Raw genomic sequence first — 15,375 nt, 5'->3', positions numbered from 1 at the left:
ATTTGTACCCAGAGTCTCTTGACATTGATGAATTTCAATATCAGTCACGCTTTAAGCAAAGATACGAAAAAGAGGACCCCCGCATATGCCGTCAGACTTTTTCATCTTGAACCGTAGGTTCAAGGTGGCTGCTTCATGGATACATCAGGTACATCCTATAGTAGGCGCACACAACAGCATCACTAAAATCCACAGCCATTTTCTAACAATTAGTTCAAAGAATATAAGTCTTAAACGAACACCGCAGGGAGTAACCGTATAAACAATTACATATTTTTACTCTTCTCTGCTATTGATAGCTTCATCAAGCTGCCTATCGATTACCTTAATTGTACGCTTAAACTCTGCTATGTCAAAACCTGTTTCGTTGCGTAACATTAATAATTCGTGCGCAATACCCAGTGCGGCAATCAAAGCTATTCTGTCGGAATCAACAATCTTGCTTTCGGTTTTAACCTCTTGAACTTTCTGATCTAAATAAGCGGCAGCCAGTTGAATGTCTTCTTTTTCATCATCTGGGCAAGTAATACAAAAACCCCGCCCCATAATCGTGAGACTCAATGTTTTGTTAGGATTCATTGTCTGGAATATTCAACAAAAGCTTTTCAAGCCGTTCGGTTGCAGTCGTTATCTTTTCATTTAACTTCTTGTTTTGAGATTGTGCATTCGTAAGTTCTTTGCGTAGTCTAGAGTTTTCTTGACGAGTTTTTCGATATAAGACAATAAGTGTAAGCGTTTTCTCTTGTAAAGATTTTAGTTCAGCCTTCATATTCACATCACTTTCTAAAGTGATTCATTATTAAATGAAAATACAGCTAAATAATCTCTTCCCAGCTCCGGTGCTGCTTATAGAGACAGCAGAGAATGTTTTTCAAATATCTTGAATTCAGCGCATATCCAGTGTTGTAAGACGCAAATGCGATCAAGTTCAGCAAAGTATATTAAATATTAGATGCTTAGACAAATAAACGCAATGCACTGGCACTGCCCGCGTGAATATGGTTTCTTTTCATCGCTGATTGTATATCGATTAATTGCTGTTTGCTTCGTTGTAAGCCACTTTCGCTAAGCGGAACGCGATTATCATCAACGATAATACCTCCCAACGTATTAGAGAAAATTTTGGCAAGGTGCGTCATTTGATCAAAAATTCTCTCTCCATGTGCTACCCTGGGAACATCAAGCAAGAAAGTGACACCATGTGTATTAAGAGATCGCATATTTTCGGGTAAGAATGGTGACGATTCATAGTTACTTAAGGTAAATAATACATGATTATTATCATCACGATATTTGAAAACACCATCTGCATCCAACTTGAAGCCTGATGCTTCAGCCAATGCTCTAATCTTGGTGCCGACAAAGGCGCCGTCGTCTTTGCTGATAATATTGATGCCAATCATCACATCCACGTCAACACAAAACTTGTCCAGAGTAACAGCTTTCTCGTGCGTTGATACAATGTCTGGGCATTCCGCAGTTGCCTGAATTTGCGAAGCGAATTCTTCAACCAGATCACGAAATTTCGATAAGTTGACCTCACTGATAGCTCCTGCTCTGTCTGCCAATTGCAAACAACCTTTGATGTGTCTGTATCCGTCACTCTCGATATTTGCTTCATTGGTTATTTCTTCCCAAGGCTCGTCACTATTACGTTGTCCAAGCCAAGCAACCGTTTTACCAAAATCAAACTTTCTTTGCAGCAGTTTTGCAATATATGTGTTGGCAATTGGAGAATCCGAGCGAATATTGACGATATAGTTGGTAGCGTTGTCGTAATCTAGCAATACCGATGTAGGCATTGCCGAGTTACTGGTGGCAGTATTTGATGGAGCGGTCGATGGCGTTGGCGATATCGGCGCATTTTTTCTGATATCTTGTGCATGTGAATGATAAGCATCGGATTCATGCAGTGACGATTTGTTAAAAACAGGTTCGATTCTTTCTGATATAGAATCATCTGAGTCCGCGTCTAGGAGAACATCATCATGTTTGTATTCAAATGCGGCTTGTACTCTGCGTTGATAGCGTTGTTGTTGAATCCAGTTGAAAATTGCTACCCCGGCTATAATAATTGCGCCAATGATGATGAGGCTTAGTTGCAAGTCGCTCATGTTGGTAAATATATCCATTTTGTCTCCTAAAATCCTGATGCACAGCGTATAAGATTAGACCATTTTAACGAAAGCGGATCAACACAGCTATACTAGATTCGGCTGCTTAATTTGCCTGCCTATTCTAATGGCGTCAGCAATATCCACTGCAACTATTTTTGATACTCCTTGTTCTTGCATCGTAACTCCGATTAACTGCTGCGCCATTTCCATGGTGATTTTATTATGACTGATGAATAAAAATTGCGTTTGTAGTGCCATTTTTTTTACTAATTCACAGAATCGCTCGGTATTTCGATCGTCCAGAGGTGCATCCACCTCATCCAATAAACAAAAAGGGGCGGGGTTGAGGCGAAATAGTGCAAAAATTAGTGCCAAAGCCGTCAATGCTTTTTCTCCACCCGAGAGTAAATGGATTGAGCTGTTCTTTTTTCCCGGAGGTTGAGCGGTTAATACTAATCCGGCATCAAGTATTTGATCATTGTTTAATTCCAGTCTTGCTTTGCCGCCAGAAAAAATGATTGGAAAAATCTCGCCGAGATATTGATTGACTTGATTAAAAGTTTCTTTTAGGCGCGATTCCGTTTCAGCGTCAATTTTCTGAATAACATTTTCCAAAGTTACGATGGCTTCATTGAGATCCGCTATTTGACTGGTTAGATTGGATTCTCGGTTTCTGGCGTTGGCTAATTCTTCCAAAGATGCCAGGTTAACCGTACCCAGCGCAGCGATGTTTGCGTTAAGTCGATTGATTTCAGATTGGAGGACGGGAATATTTTTTTTACTTGCTAAAGGTGCCAATTCATCAATGCTTTGTTTCGCATTATTGATCAATTCATCGAATTGTTCAATGCTGATTGTGGATGCTTGTTCTTTGAGGCGGATTTGATTGATTTCGTCTTTGATTTTATGGGTTTGATGTTCGCAAGTTAGACGCGTGTTTTCGGTTTCACGTAGATGATGCATAATCGTTTCAATTTCTTGTCGAGCTACTGATAAAGTATGCTCGGTCGATGTGCGTTGCGATTGTAGTGCGGTGAGTTGTTGATGCAAATTGTCTTCATTTAATGCGTGAATCTCATCGTTTACACGCTGTTGCGTATCAGCCAATTGTTGTAAATTTTCTTCGATCGATGCTAGCTTGTTATTTGTCGTATTAATTTTATTATCGCAAGTATTAACGTACAGTGCGGTTTGTTGAGATTGTTGCGATATTTCGTGCAGTTTTTTTCGCTGCTCCTTCAGGGATTGATCTGATGTTTCCCAGATTCTTTGATACTGTTCGGCATACTCTTTGAGTGCTTGAATCTGCTCCAAAGCTTCTTCCGATCTCGCTTCTGTCAATTGTTGCGATTCATACTCTTGTTCAAGCGACTGCTTGATTTCTATCAATTCAGAATCTATCTGCTGATATCGGTGCAGGAATTGTTCACTTAGCTGTGAAAATTTAGCAAATTCAAGTTCTAAATCATGCTTGTTTTTTTCGTTCTGCTTGCGTTCGCTCATCGTGTTTTCAACGATGCTGTTTAGCTTGGTAAAGTCGTTCTCAATCAGTTGCAACGTATCTTTTTGTTGGTTTACGAGCGATTCGAGTCGATGCATTTCTTGTTGCGTTTCTTCAAGCTCATGCTGTCGTGACAGAACGCCATGCAACTCCGAATCCGGCGCGTAAAAGAAAAAGCTGGACTGCGTGAAGATGTGCCCTTGTGGCGTTACTAAAAGTTCACCATGATTTAAATGCCCGCGTTGCTGAAAGCCCAGTTCAATGTTTTCGATTACATAGACGTGATTTAACCATTCTTGTAAGACCGATAAAATCTCTGGTTCTTTAGTGTTGATCAAAGCCAGTAATTTCTTAAAATTAATGCTGTGATGTGCGGTATTACTTTCGATGCATGGTTGCGTGTACAAAACGTTGCTGGGTTTTTCGTAAACGATCCATTTGCTATTAGGAGCGTCATCAATACAGGTTTGAAAATGATCTAGGTTTTTCAATTCGATACTGTTCAATTTTTCCCGCAAAATTGACTCAAGCGCGCTTTCCCACTCGATGGGGATACTTATTTTCTGCCATAGCTTGGGTGTTCGGTCAAGCTGGTTTCTATGAAACCAGGAATCCGAATGATTAGCGTTTTGGAGTTTCTGTTGTAGATTATTGATTGCTTTGAATCGTGCGGTGGCCTGGGAGAGCGCATCTTGTAATTCTCGGATGCTAAGGTTGATTTCTTGCTTCTGATGAGTTACTGCCGTAAGTTGCTGTACCACATTTTGCTGTGTAAGATTGTCTTTTTCCAGCGCCAGTTCGATTTGTTTAATTTTTGATCGCAATGTGTTTAGTTTTGCAGGATCAACTTGCAGAAGCTGGCTTTGTTCATCCAGCAATCGTGAGCGACGAACTTTAAGCTGCTGGATATTTTTTTCACAATGCGCAAGCTGTGTATTTTCAAGACGGTTATTTTGTTCAACGATAATAAGCTCTTGTTGGCATTGATTATATTGTTCTCGATGCGTTAATACTACTTTCTCTAGCTCAGATAGCGTGTTGTATTCGTATTCTTGTCTGTGTGCATTTGCATCGACTACCAGTCGTGTTTTTTCTCTTTCTTGATACCAAAATTGCTGTTCTTTTAAAGTATCCGTTTTTAATTGAGAAGATTTTTCAAGTTGATTTTGTATTTCTATGTTTTGATTTTGTAAGCGATGTTTATTATCTCTCAGGTACTTGATTTCTTGTTCGATGCGGCTTATTTGCGCATTCACGGTATACGTATCTTGTTGTACAAGTTGTAACTTGTCATTAGCGAGATTTTGCAATTCTCGGTAATGTTGAGATTCCACTTCGGCGCTACTCTGAGTAGAAAACACCTGCGCTAATTCAGTTTCAAGTTTTAGAATTGTATTTGTGGCGACGCTTCGTTGTTGCAATGCATCATTTCGTTTGTGTAGCCATAGCAGCGACTGAGCTATGTGTAATTCATGTTGATAAATTTGATAGCGCTCGGCTGCTTCAGCTTGCAACTCTAGGTGTTGTAGCTGAATGATGAGTTCTTGCTGAATGTCTGCCAAGCGTGTTAAATTTTTTCGAGCTTCTATCAATCGCGTGGAAGTTTCTTGACGTCTTTCTCGGTATTGCGAAATTCCCGCTGCTTCTTCTAGGAAGCCTTTGAGTTCAACAGGTTTTGCTTCAATAATTCGGGACAGCATACCTTGTTCGATAATCGCGTAGCCATGACCGCCAATACCTGTTCCCAAAAAAAGATCAAAAATGTCACGCCGGCGTACCTGAGTGTTGTTAATGTAATAGTTGGAAATACCATCGCGTTGGAGCACGCGCTTAATAGCAATTTCTGCATAATTTAGCCACTGCCCGGGCGCTTTTTTTAGCTCGTTATCGAAAACAATTTCGACACTTGCGCGTCCGATGGCTTTGCGGTTATTGGAACCTGCAAAAATGACATCCTGTATCGAATCGCCACGCAATGCGGATGCTTTCGACTCACCCAAAACCCACCTTACTGCATCAATGACATTAGATTTTCCGCATCCATTCGGTCCCACAACTCCGATCAGGTTAGCTGAAACAGGGATGGTGGTCGGATCCACAAACGATTTGAAGCCAGCGAGTTTGATACAGGTTAAGCGCAATTCGAGTTTATGAGATAATGTAAAGTTAAAATTGTAAAGATAATTCAACGCGATTACTTTTATTGTAACCGAATACCCTTGCGTAGTGGATGCGAATGATGACGAATAAAACTGATAAGAAACTAGAGGCTTTCGATAATCCCTATACTAAGAGGGATTATCAAATTCATATGGAGATTCCAGAATTTACTTGCTTGTGTCCCAAAACAGGCCAGCCTGATTTTGCAAAGCTAGTTTTGGATTATATTCCTGATAAAAAATGTGTCGAGCTAAAAAGCCTGAAATTGTATATGTGGTCGTATCGCGATCAAGGTGCATTTCATGAGGCGGTAACTAACAAAATTATGGATGATCTCGTTGCTTTGTTAAAACCGAGGTATCTGCGCCTAATATCGCGTTTCTACGTGCGCGGTGGGATTTTTACTGATGTGAGCGTTGAATACAGAAAAAAGGGATGGAAAGCGAAATCGATTGTTCAATTACAAACCTTCGAAAGTCAATCGAATACTAACTAAGAAAGTAGCTTATAGATAACTAGAATATATTTTTTTAATCGATTGATATCTAATAAATTAAGCGATATTGCTCTATCAATCATAGAAAAAAGTTGTTTGCAAAAATTAAAAATTTGGTTATCCTGTTAGATCGTATGGTTATAAAATGACTTATATAGATGATTTTAAAAAGAAAAACAGAATTTCTGGGAATTGCGGCATCGTTCTTTTGGATCTGCTTGCTAGTACCGTTTAATATCTCTGCTAATCAATTTTTGCAAGACAATAATTCGCAAACAAATTTGTGGGATCGTGTCAGGAATGGATTTACATTAGCGGCGCCACCTGATAGCAAAGAAAGACGAACTATCCAAGCATCGTATGCCAAGAATCTTAGGATGTTTAATCGCATAGTTTCAAACAGTGAGCGTTATTTATTTCATATCGTAGAAGAAGTTGAGCGGCGTGGTATGCCGTTAGAAATTGCACTCATACCCGTCGTAGAAAGCTCTTATAATCCTCTTGTAAAAGCAACACCAGGTAATCCTTCGACAGGATTATGGCAATTTGTTCCCAGGACAGGCAGATATTTAGGATTGTCACAAACAATGTGGTATGACGACCGTCGTGATGTAATCGCCTCAACTGAAGCGGCGCTTAATTATTTGCAGTACTTGTATGATCGATTTGATAGCTGGGAGCTTGCCATTGCTTCTTACAATATCGGCGAAGGTGTCGTTGGGAGAATTTTAGCCAAAACCTCCATAAAAGATAAAGCGAAGGGGTTTTATCAACTGAATTTGCCGATTGAGGCTAAGCAATATGTTTATAAGCTATTAGTTGTCAAAGATATTATTGCCAATTCAAAGAAATATGGTATAAAGCTTCGATCGGTACCAAATCAACCATATTTTGATACAGTCAAGATTCACAAGCCTATTGAAGTTCCTGTCGTTGCTCGCCTAGCCAATATTTCCGAAACAGAGTTTATCAAGCTAAATCCCGCTTACAATGGTTTTGTTGTCAAAGTTTTTAATGAACCAAGAACATTGTTGCTTCCTAGAGATAATAGTAAAACTTTTTTAAGGAACCTGCAGATATATCAGAATGCCAAAGTGCCTTGGCAATTATTTCATGTCAAGAAAGGTGAGAATATTCAATTAATTGCAAATAGACATGGAACAACCGTTCATCTGCTTCGAGCAATGAATAACTTGTTCGACAATAAGCAAATCGCTCTCGCTAATGATCAATTGTTATTGATTCCCTCTTCAAGCAAGCAGTCTGATGCATCCGTATCTTATAAAAAAGCTTCAGCGGATATTTATATTGTTAAAAAAGGCGATACCTTGTACCACATTGCAAAGCGTTACGGTACAACGATTGATCAAATCAAGCAGTGGAACAATAATAGTGATATCAGTTTATCAATTGGGCAAGAACTGTTATTGGCAAAAAATTAATATTTGATGCGCGCATTAATTGGTCAAGCTTTATTTTAGAACTACTTATCGCAAAGACTTCAGAAACTGTATTCCCCAGTTGACGCCGAAACCGGTGATCTGGCTATCTACGGCACCAAGTCCGTCCTTGTGATTACAAGCGGACAAGTCCATATGTATCCATGGAATGTCGTTAACAAAACGGTTTAAAAAGCGTGCGGCTAAAATGTGATCAACATTTGAATCGAGTGTACATTGCTTGATATCAGCAACCTCACTTTCGAGATCTTCATCATAATCTGCATCCATAGGAAACCAGCAAACTCTCTCGCCGCTTGCTTCTCCAGCCACTATGGCTTTTTGAACGAGATTTCCTCGGTTGCTAAAAATCCCACTATAGCGTGATCCGACCGCGGATATCATGCTGCCAGTTAAAGTGGCGAAATCGATAATCAAATATGGTTTTAAGTTTGCCGCGAGATTTAAGGTGTCCGCCAAAACCAAGCGTCCTTCAGCATCGGTGTGCACGATTTCAATCGATATCTTATTCAGTGAAGAAATGATGTCATTTTGCTTATATGCGCCTGGACTGAGGTGATTTTGTGCGATTGCTAACCAACAATCGATTTGTACGGGAATTTCTGCTCGTGTTGCAGCCAGTAGAATCCCTAATGCAACGGCCGAGCCATTCATATCTTCGTGCATGCCTTGCATATAGCGTGCGGATTTCAAATTGAGCCCGCCTGTGTCAAAGCAAATGCCTTTTCCGACAATGGCAACCTGTTTTTGCGGCTGATCTTGCTTGAAAGTATTCTGTAGATGAATAATGGAGGCTTCTTTCGGATCCTGGCTGCCTTGTGCTACTGCAATAAAAGCGCCTGCTCCCATCTGCTTTAGCGTGTCAAAATCAAATTCTTGATACTTCCATCCCTCGCTTTCTGCGAGTTTCTTAATTTGTTCCCGGTAGGTTTTGGGTGTTAATTCATTAGCGGGTAACATCGTTAAACCACGTGCTAACAGATTGCCTTCCGCTACGGCTCGTTGGGACAAGAAATTATTATCATCTTTATAATTATGAAGAAAAATCTTATTCAAGGGCTTTTTTGTCGGTTTACTTTTTCGTATAGGTAGAATTGCGCCATTGAGCCACGTAACGTAGGTCGCTAACTCGGCAAATACTTTTTTCTGTTGTATCGTGCCATGCACGGAGATAAAAATTTCCGTTGGATTTTCAGTTAAAAGCAGTTTAAGTGCTTTTCTTAAGCAGACTTGCTGTTCAAATACAGAGTGTTCGGTGTCTAGCATCACCCAAGCGCAAAGCTCGCCATTATCCAGATTAGCACTAACAGGAGCATTCAAAATGTCATGCAGCTGCATGTTGCGCCTTAAAAGCAATCTTTCTAATACTTCTTCACCAGGAACGCTATATTTCTTGGGAAGTTTTTCTAACTTAGGAAAAATTACAAGGATATGTGATGGCTTGGTAGATAAATCAATAGGGGAGATGGTCTGGAATAGTGATGCCAGCATTGAAAACTTTCCTGTTAAATTTTATTTTTATATGTAGCAATATCATGGATATGTACTAGCTATAACAAATCTTTGTTAGTGATTTTGACTTTCTCTATTATATACATCTTATGGGTGTTATGGCGGTGATAGCATGCTGTCACTTTTTTATCCTTAAGATTCAAAGTGAAACTCCCTGTGGGTAAACTCTTGAGTCGATTTGTGGGTGAAGTCATTATATATAAACTGTTACATAACTACTTATTACTGTTGCAATCCAGATTACTTGGAATCTGAAAGTCAATAATCAATATTGAGCTTTGCAAGTGATATAAGGAAATGGGGGCATCCTTCCATGGGGAGTTTACAATACCTGCGATAGTATGATGGTTGAAATTTTTTGATAATCTGTGGAATGTGATCTGATCGATAGATACCCATGAGAAATAAAACTAGAGCAAGGCTGCTCGTATTCACTTGGATTGAGTTCTGATACAATTTGGCCCTTAGGCTTTCTGGTTGAGATACTTACCGCTCAACAATTTTGAAAAAAATTGAATGAGGAAAATAAAATCGTGGCGAGCTACACTCCTCATTCATAGATCAAGATTCTCCTCGCTCAATGAAAGAAATGCCCATTAAAATTAGACAACCTCAACCTCCTGAGTTTATCAATGCATGACTAAGTATTACAAGATTCAAAGTTACTGGCTCTTCTGGCTAAGCTATAGATAAAATAAAATCATGACAATTATGGTGGATAGAACTCTCGGTAGTGCTCCTTTGGTTAACATGTTTCCAGAAAGGAGAGGATATGAGTGATGATTTTCCAGACGGATTAACAAAATTATATAGTTATCTTAATAAATTAAACCGTCGCTTTATCAAGCTGAGGCATAAGACTTTTTTTCGCCGACCGATGATCAGTGTGATAAGTTTTGTATTAATTTTTGTGTTGCTAATACCTATCATTGCTATCGGAATTTTTCTTATTAGCCGTGCTCACACGCAGTATATTTTTCTTACAGGATCGTCAGGAAGCACTACCGCTTATATTGCTCCCCGCATTCAGTCGATTCTCAATACACCCGATTCGATTGAGAAATTTCTTCATTTTAATATCGTTCCAGATTTTAAATTGCGATCATCGTGTGGCGGCTTAGATACGAGCCTGCAAATCAATACCGGAGTGGCTCATCTTGGATTTGCCGAAGATGGTTTTTTTGGAGATTCAGTCTTACCGGCGCACTGTTCATCGATTTCAAAGCCAGAGCAAGAGAGTATCGAGAAAATGGGAGCTGGCACCAAAATGCGAGTGCTACTGAGCTTGTACAAGTCGCCGCTCCATATCGTTGCACGCAAAAAATTAGCACTCCGTGATTTACAAGAAATGCCACCGGGTTTAAAAGCCTATCTCGGAAGCGATGGAAATTCGACACATTTCATTAGTCGATTGATTGTTGAGCATTTTGGTTTGTCGATCGACCGAAAAGGGCAAACGCTGGATTTTGAACAAGCGGCTGAAGCGCTCATCAATGGTGAATTTGATGTCGGTTTTTTTCTGGCAGGGCTTCATAACGAGGTACTTCGATCTCTTTTGCAAGATAGCAATGAGTTTGAGCTATTACCCATTACAAATACCGACAGTTTAAGAACGCTTTTTCCCTATTTAGAGTCTCTAACGATTCCTTCAGCAATTTACACGAATGTTCAGAATGAAATCCAGACCATTGGTACTCATACCGTTCTGGTGGCATCAACCGAGCTGGGAGATTCTGAAGCTTACGAAATCACCAAAAAATTAACTGAACATATCCAGGATCTCTTATGGGATGTACCGCTCAACTTAGCGCGTACTACCGATAACGATCCTTCCAAAGAATTATTCTATCCAATGCATGACGGCGCCCGCAGGTTTTATACCCATAATCCGCCATTTTTCTTGGATGTGGCCATGCTGACAGGAATAGGTGCCTATTTCTCAATTATTTATGCCTCCTATGCCATGCTGGTAGGATTCTTCAGAAATTATCGAATATATAGATTCTTGACAACGATTGACCAGATTATGGTGCGTACACAAAAATTAGGAAATTCTTCCAATTCAATGCGATTTAATTCGCATATTCAGAAGCCACGACGGATTTCATTGCGGCTTATGCGCCTGAGAAAAATATCTTATAGTGAATTTAGTTATATTGAGGATTACATAAACGCATACAAGCTTTGATTTTCAACGAGCTTAGTGTTTTATGAAATTTGGATTCCTTGAAAATCAACATATATCAGAATCTGATAGACTTACTTTGGTGGTGTTAGGGAAACCCTGAATGAATAAGCCATAATTTCGAACAAAGGTAAGAAATCTATCGCATTACTACTGAGAATCTCGCGCAGTGCTCGGAATGGGAGCTGTAGTTATTCAGAGTTTCCTTGGCAGGCTCTGACCTAGGATCGGAATAGACAATCTTGATTACCAGTTTTGTCAAACTCGATCTATTCGGAACCCAACCTAAGTTATTATTTCAAAATGATGTTGTTTCTAACGGCTCGAACACCCTCGACACTTTTGGCCAGGCTTTCTGCTTGTTTGATTTCGTCTTTGGAATTTGCAAAGCCACTGAGTTGTACAGTTCCTTTGAACGTTTCAACGCTGATAGCAGCTGATCTTACAATCGCATCATCAAACAACTTAGCTTTAACTTTCATTGTGATTGCAGAATCATCAATAAGCTCACCGGTACTAGACTGCGTTTCGGTTGAACTACAACCAATCAACATCATCATACTAAAAAATATTACAAGTACAGTCATGATGCTACTTAAACGATTGGAAATACATTGATTGCTTCTCATAAGAACTCCTTTCCCAGAATATTATATAAAGTATTTTTTTAAATCTCATTGGGTTCAATTCCCCCGTTGTATGCAACGGGTGCTTTATGCTTTATTAAAAGCTTTTCAATTCTACTTGGAAAAACAATCTTATCCAAGGTGCGTATGATGCAATCATCCGGGTGGTCCTCGTCTTCCGAGAAACCAAAAGATCACGGCTAATATAATGGCAATAAAGAAAGCTATTTTCGCCATCTCAATAGACGCCCCCGCAATACTGCCAAAACCCAAGACAGCTGCAATGATAGCGATGATTAAAAAAGTTACGGCCCAGTTAAACATAGGATATCTCCTATTAAAATGACGTCTGGTAAAACTTCTTATGTATTAATATAGAACTAGAGCAAAATCAAGATTTTAAACGATTTGCTAAATTGTCAAATTCCGTTGAAACCTGTTTCCAAGTCGATTCGATATCGTCGCGAACATCCTCCCAAGTATCCTCGCTGGCATCTCGCAATTCTTCGAGTTTGTCACTGATTTCATTTCGTTTTTTTGATAATTGCTTCAGCTTGCTATTCAACACAATTGTTGCGTCGGCACTGACAGTTTTCAATTTATCTGTAAGTTCTTCAATATCCGAGTCCCATTCATCAAGCTTAGTTTCAATTTTTTTGAAGTAATTATCTCGATCATTCATTGTTTTTTCCTTCGGTATATTGATCTGTAAACAACTTGAGAAACAGGTTTTCTTAATTTCTGATTTACATAGCGACTCATTCTTATGCTTTACAATTCAGCTCTAAGTAACACATGTAATACAGAAGTCTATCTTATTACATGGTAACGCTAGTTTAACTTTTGATAAAATCAGGCAATAATTTTAGGAAGATTTTAAAGTTTTGGCAGTACTACTGTTTGCTATAGGCTCTAGATAGCTTGCGTCAAAATCTGCAAAATCAGCGAGTAACTTTAAATTTAGCAACTGAATGCTGTTATGAGTACGCACAATCAAGCCCATCTTATCAAGTTCGCGAAAAATACGATGGGCATGAATATGACTCAATCCTAAAGCATCACTGAGTAATGATTGATTAAGCGGCAAAAATTGGGCTTCCTCGCGCGATAAACCTGCAAGTCTCAATCTTCGATGGAGTTCAGCTAATAGGTGTGCCATTCTTTTGATTGAACGCCTGCGGCCTACCCGAACAATCTGCTCTTCAAGTACACGTTCATCTTGACCGGCCATCCACATTAAAGCCGCAGCCAAGCGGGGCGATTTACGAATTGTTTCAAAAAAAAGACTTGCGGAGAAATAACCCAAGCGCATTTCAGTGATAGATTCAACTGTGTGTTCCGAATTTTGGAAAAGCGGTGAATAGATAGCAACAATATCCCCCGGCAAAACAAAATTGATAATCTGCCGTTCACCATTTTCGAGTGTTTTGTATTTGATTGCCCAGCCTTCTATCACAAAATGGATATGCGGCTGAGGATACTTTTCACTGATAATGAAGAAGTGTCTAGGGGTATTGCGTTGTGCTAACATCATAGAATCCATGATTAGAAAATCTTCATCATCAAGAATCTCAAGCTGTTTGAGGCGATAAATTAAACCAATTGACATAATTAGTCTTGTTCTTTAGATTTTTGTAATATCTCTCAAAATTTCTGCATAACAGTATCTTTGGAGTTTTTTATATATCTATATAAGATTGTGCTGCATCTATTTCTGTAAAGGTTTATCATCAATGATGCCTCCTCCCAAGCACACTTTGCTTTCATAGATAACAACCGACTGACCGGGTGTAACTGCCCATTGATATTGTGCAAAATCCACTTGACAGTAATTTTGCGTAAGTTCTGAAATGGCGCAGGGAGCATCAGTTTGTCGGTAGCGCGTTTTGCCGGCATAAACCCAATGACAATGAGGGAGATTACCACTGATCCAAGTTAAGTTCGTCGCTCGTAGCGTTGAGCGCAACAAATCAGGATGGTCATGTCCTTGCACTGCAATAAGTACGTTGCGTTGCATGTCCTTATTCGATACAAACCAAGGAGCATCAATACCTTCACGTGTTCCACCGATGCCCAAACCCTGTCGCTGACCAATGGTGTAATACATTAAACCCATATGCTGTCCAATTACTTTGCCGTCGGGTGTTTGTATTTCTCCTGGTTGTTGCGGTAGATAGCGATTAAGAAATTCACGGAAAGGGCGCTCGCCGATAAAGCAAATACCGGTGCTATCTTTTTTGGCAAAATTAGCAAGCGCAATTTCCTCGGCTATCTTACGTACCTCACGTTTATATAAATGACCGATTGGGAAAAGTGCTTTCGCCAATTGTGCCTGATTTAAGCGATACAAAAAATAACTTTGATCTTTAGTACCGTCTTCTGCTTTGAGCAATTGGAAGAGTTTTCCGGTTTTTCTGATTTGCGCATAGTGTCCTGTGGCGATGTAATCAGCATCCAATTGAATCGCATGTTCAAGGAATGCTTTGAATTTGATTTCTGCATTACACAATATGTCAGGATTGGGCGTCCGACCTGCTTGATATTCCATCAAGAAATTAGAAAAAACCCGATCTTTGTATTCCATCGAAAAATTCACAATTTCAATAGGAATATCTAATACATCGGCAGCGGATACTGCATCCAAAAAATCCTGGCGTGAAGAGCAATATTCGTCCGTATCGTCATCTTCCCAGTTCTTCATAAAGACGCCTACCACGTCAAATCCTTGTTGCTTCAATAAGTAGGCAGCCACAGATGAATCTACTCCGCCCGACATGCCTACAACGACGCGTTGTTTCTTTGATGTATTAGTCATAATACTTGATCAGGTCAAGCGGAAACTGCTTTCCATTGCGATGATCTAGAATGCATTGCATAACTAGTGGGCTGCGGTGTCGATGGATTTGCTGTGAAATTTCGCTGAAATTAAACCAGGTTGCGCGTACGATTCCATCATCCAGCGTGCGATGTGGGTCATAGTGCGTAATGGATCCGGCAAATGCAAAGCGAATATAGGTAGTATCAGCGCGTTTGCAGTGCCACTGATAAATACCAATTAAATACTCGGGTACGAAAGTGTAAGCAGTTTCTTCTAAGGTTTCACGGACAGCGCCTTGTAGTAGCGATTCTCCCGGGTCCAAGTGTCCCGCCGGTTGGTTTAAGAGCAAGTCTGAATCGGGTTCAGGCTTTTCTTCGACCAACAGGTATTTTCCGTTTTGCTCAATAACAGCTGCAACGGTTGTACTGGGCTTCCAAATCATGATGTGTTGTGTCAAATCAAAAAAAGATGATACCAATCAGTGCTTACTGCGGGGAAAA

General features: G+C 39.8%; 14 protein-coding genes and 1 other RNA gene. 3 read left to right on the top strand and 12 right to left on the bottom strand.

Annotated features, from left to right (window positions below):
- Positions 1-73: 73 nt before the first annotated feature.
- From ssrS to smc, 5 genes are all read right to left on the bottom strand, one after another.
- Positions 74-253: non-coding RNA, 6S RNA (gene ssrS, locus W03_RS11055), on the bottom strand.
- A gap of 23 nt (positions 254-276) precedes the next feature.
- Positions 277-579 carry a cell division protein ZapA gene (locus W03_RS11050; RefSeq protein ID WP_244073304.1) on the bottom strand — a complete coding sequence of 101 codons (303 nt, stop codon included), beginning with the start codon at positions 577-579 and terminating at the stop codon, positions 277-279.
- Positions 569-769: a hypothetical protein gene (locus W03_RS11045; protein WP_244073302.1), complete on the bottom strand. Its 201-nt coding sequence runs from the start codon at positions 767-769 to the stop codon at positions 569-571. The genes W03_RS11050 and W03_RS11045 overlap by 11 nt, the downstream gene beginning before the upstream one ends.
- A gap of 187 nt (positions 770-956) precedes the next feature.
- On the bottom strand, positions 957-2,132 hold the full coding sequence (locus tag W03_RS11040) for a cell division protein ZipA C-terminal FtsZ-binding domain-containing protein (protein WP_244073301.1): 1,176 nt from the start codon (positions 2,130-2,132) through the stop codon (positions 957-959).
- 69 nt (positions 2,133-2,201) lie between these two features.
- On the bottom strand, positions 2,202-5,759 hold the full coding sequence (gene smc, locus W03_RS11035; protein ID WP_279600095.1) for a chromosome segregation protein SMC: 3,558 nt from the start codon (positions 5,757-5,759) through the stop codon (positions 2,202-2,204).
- A gap of 98 nt (positions 5,760-5,857) precedes the next feature.
- Between smc and queF the strand changes: the two genes are divergently transcribed.
- Positions 5,858-6,274, top strand: coding sequence for a preQ(1) synthase (gene queF, locus W03_RS11030; protein WP_244073741.1), 417 nt, complete (start codon positions 5,858-5,860; stop codon positions 6,272-6,274).
- Between the two features lie 158 nt (positions 6,275-6,432).
- Entirely contained in the window at positions 6,433-7,716 is a 1,284-nt protein-coding gene (locus W03_RS11025; protein ID WP_244073297.1) for a transglycosylase SLT domain-containing protein, read from the top strand.
- 45 nt (positions 7,717-7,761) lie between these two features.
- On the opposite strand, the gene W03_RS11020 is transcribed toward W03_RS11025, so the two are convergent.
- Positions 7,762-9,225 (bottom strand): leucyl aminopeptidase family protein, encoded by a 1,464-nt coding sequence (locus tag W03_RS11020; protein WP_244073295.1) that lies wholly within the window; start codon positions 9,223-9,225, stop codon positions 7,762-7,764.
- Positions 9,226-10,018: 793 nt separating this feature from the next.
- Here W03_RS11020 and W03_RS11015 point away from each other — a divergent pair.
- Positions 10,019-11,434, top strand: a complete 1,416-nt coding sequence (locus tag W03_RS11015; RefSeq protein ID WP_244073293.1) for a TAXI family TRAP transporter solute-binding subunit — start codon at positions 10,019-10,021, stop codon at positions 11,432-11,434.
- 290 nt (positions 11,435-11,724) lie between these two features.
- Here the strand turns inward: W03_RS11015 and W03_RS11010 are convergent, their stop codons facing one another.
- From W03_RS11010 to W03_RS10985, 6 genes are all read right to left on the bottom strand, one after another.
- Positions 11,725-12,060, bottom strand: coding sequence for a BON domain-containing protein (locus W03_RS11010; protein WP_244073291.1), 336 nt, complete (start codon positions 12,058-12,060; stop codon positions 11,725-11,727).
- Between the two features lie 153 nt (positions 12,061-12,213).
- The gene (locus W03_RS11005) at positions 12,214-12,381 is read right to left on the bottom strand and encodes a DUF1328 domain-containing protein (RefSeq protein WP_244073289.1); all 168 of its coding nucleotides are present in this window, start codon (positions 12,379-12,381) and stop codon (positions 12,214-12,216) included.
- Between the two features lie 67 nt (positions 12,382-12,448).
- Complete coding sequence (locus W03_RS11000) at positions 12,449-12,739, bottom strand: apolipoprotein A1/A4/E family protein (RefSeq protein ID WP_244073287.1); 291 nt, start codon at positions 12,737-12,739, stop codon at positions 12,449-12,451.
- 183 nt (positions 12,740-12,922) lie between these two features.
- A complete protein-coding gene (locus W03_RS10995) occupies positions 12,923-13,666 on the bottom strand; it encodes a Crp/Fnr family transcriptional regulator (RefSeq protein WP_244073285.1) in 744 nt (247 codons plus the stop codon).
- A gap of 99 nt (positions 13,667-13,765) precedes the next feature.
- Positions 13,766-14,872, bottom strand: coding sequence for a tRNA 2-thiouridine(34) synthase MnmA (mnmA, locus tag W03_RS10990; protein WP_244073284.1), 1,107 nt, complete (start codon positions 14,870-14,872; stop codon positions 13,766-13,768).
- Positions 14,865-15,317 (bottom strand): NUDIX hydrolase, encoded by a 453-nt coding sequence (locus tag W03_RS10985; RefSeq protein ID WP_244073282.1) that lies wholly within the window; start codon positions 15,315-15,317, stop codon positions 14,865-14,867. The genes mnmA and W03_RS10985 overlap by 8 nt, the downstream gene beginning before the upstream one ends.
- Positions 15,318-15,375: the final 58 nt, after the last annotated feature.

This window comes from Nitrosomonas sp. PY1 (assembly GCF_022836435.1).
Lineage (GTDB): Bacteria > Pseudomonadota > Gammaproteobacteria > Burkholderiales > Nitrosomonadaceae > Nitrosomonas.
This window is presented reverse-complemented; position numbering and strand designations above follow the sequence as displayed.

Excerpts from the sequence above, each read along its gene's own strand:
- W03_RS10985 (WP_244073282.1), bottom strand. The coding sequence starts at position 15,317 with ATGATTTGGAAGCCCAGTACAACCGTTGCAGCTGTTATTGAGCAAAAC.
- W03_RS10995 (WP_244073285.1), bottom strand. The coding sequence starts at position 13,666 with ATGTCAATTGGTTTAATTTATCGCCTCAAACAGCTTGAGATTCTTGAT.
- W03_RS11000 (WP_244073287.1), bottom strand. The coding sequence starts at position 12,739 with ATGAATGATCGAGATAATTACTTCAAAAAAATTGAAACTAAGCTTGAT.
- W03_RS11020 (WP_244073295.1), bottom strand. The coding sequence starts at position 9,225 with ATGCTGGCATCACTATTCCAGACCATCTCCCCTATTGATTTATCTACC.
- W03_RS11010 (WP_244073291.1), bottom strand. The coding sequence starts at position 12,060 with ATGAGAAGCAATCAATGTATTTCCAATCGTTTAAGTAGCATCATGACT.
- queF (WP_244073741.1), top strand. The coding sequence starts at position 5,858 with ATGACGAATAAAACTGATAAGAAACTAGAGGCTTTCGATAATCCCTAT.
- W03_RS11025 (WP_244073297.1), top strand. The coding sequence starts at position 6,433 with ATGATTTTAAAAAGAAAAACAGAATTTCTGGGAATTGCGGCATCGTTC.
- mnmA (WP_244073284.1), bottom strand. The coding sequence starts at position 14,872 with ATGACTAATACATCAAAGAAACAACGCGTCGTTGTAGGCATGTCGGGC.
- W03_RS11050 (WP_244073304.1), bottom strand. The coding sequence starts at position 579 with ATGAATCCTAACAAAACATTGAGTCTCACGATTATGGGGCGGGGTTTT.
- W03_RS11015 (WP_244073293.1), top strand. The coding sequence starts at position 10,019 with ATGAGTGATGATTTTCCAGACGGATTAACAAAATTATATAGTTATCTT.
- W03_RS11040 (WP_244073301.1), bottom strand. The coding sequence starts at position 2,132 with ATGGATATATTTACCAACATGAGCGACTTGCAACTAAGCCTCATCATC.
- W03_RS11045 (WP_244073302.1), bottom strand. The coding sequence starts at position 769 with ATGAAGGCTGAACTAAAATCTTTACAAGAGAAAACGCTTACACTTATT.
- W03_RS11005 (WP_244073289.1), bottom strand. The coding sequence starts at position 12,381 with ATGTTTAACTGGGCCGTAACTTTTTTAATCATCGCTATCATTGCAGCT.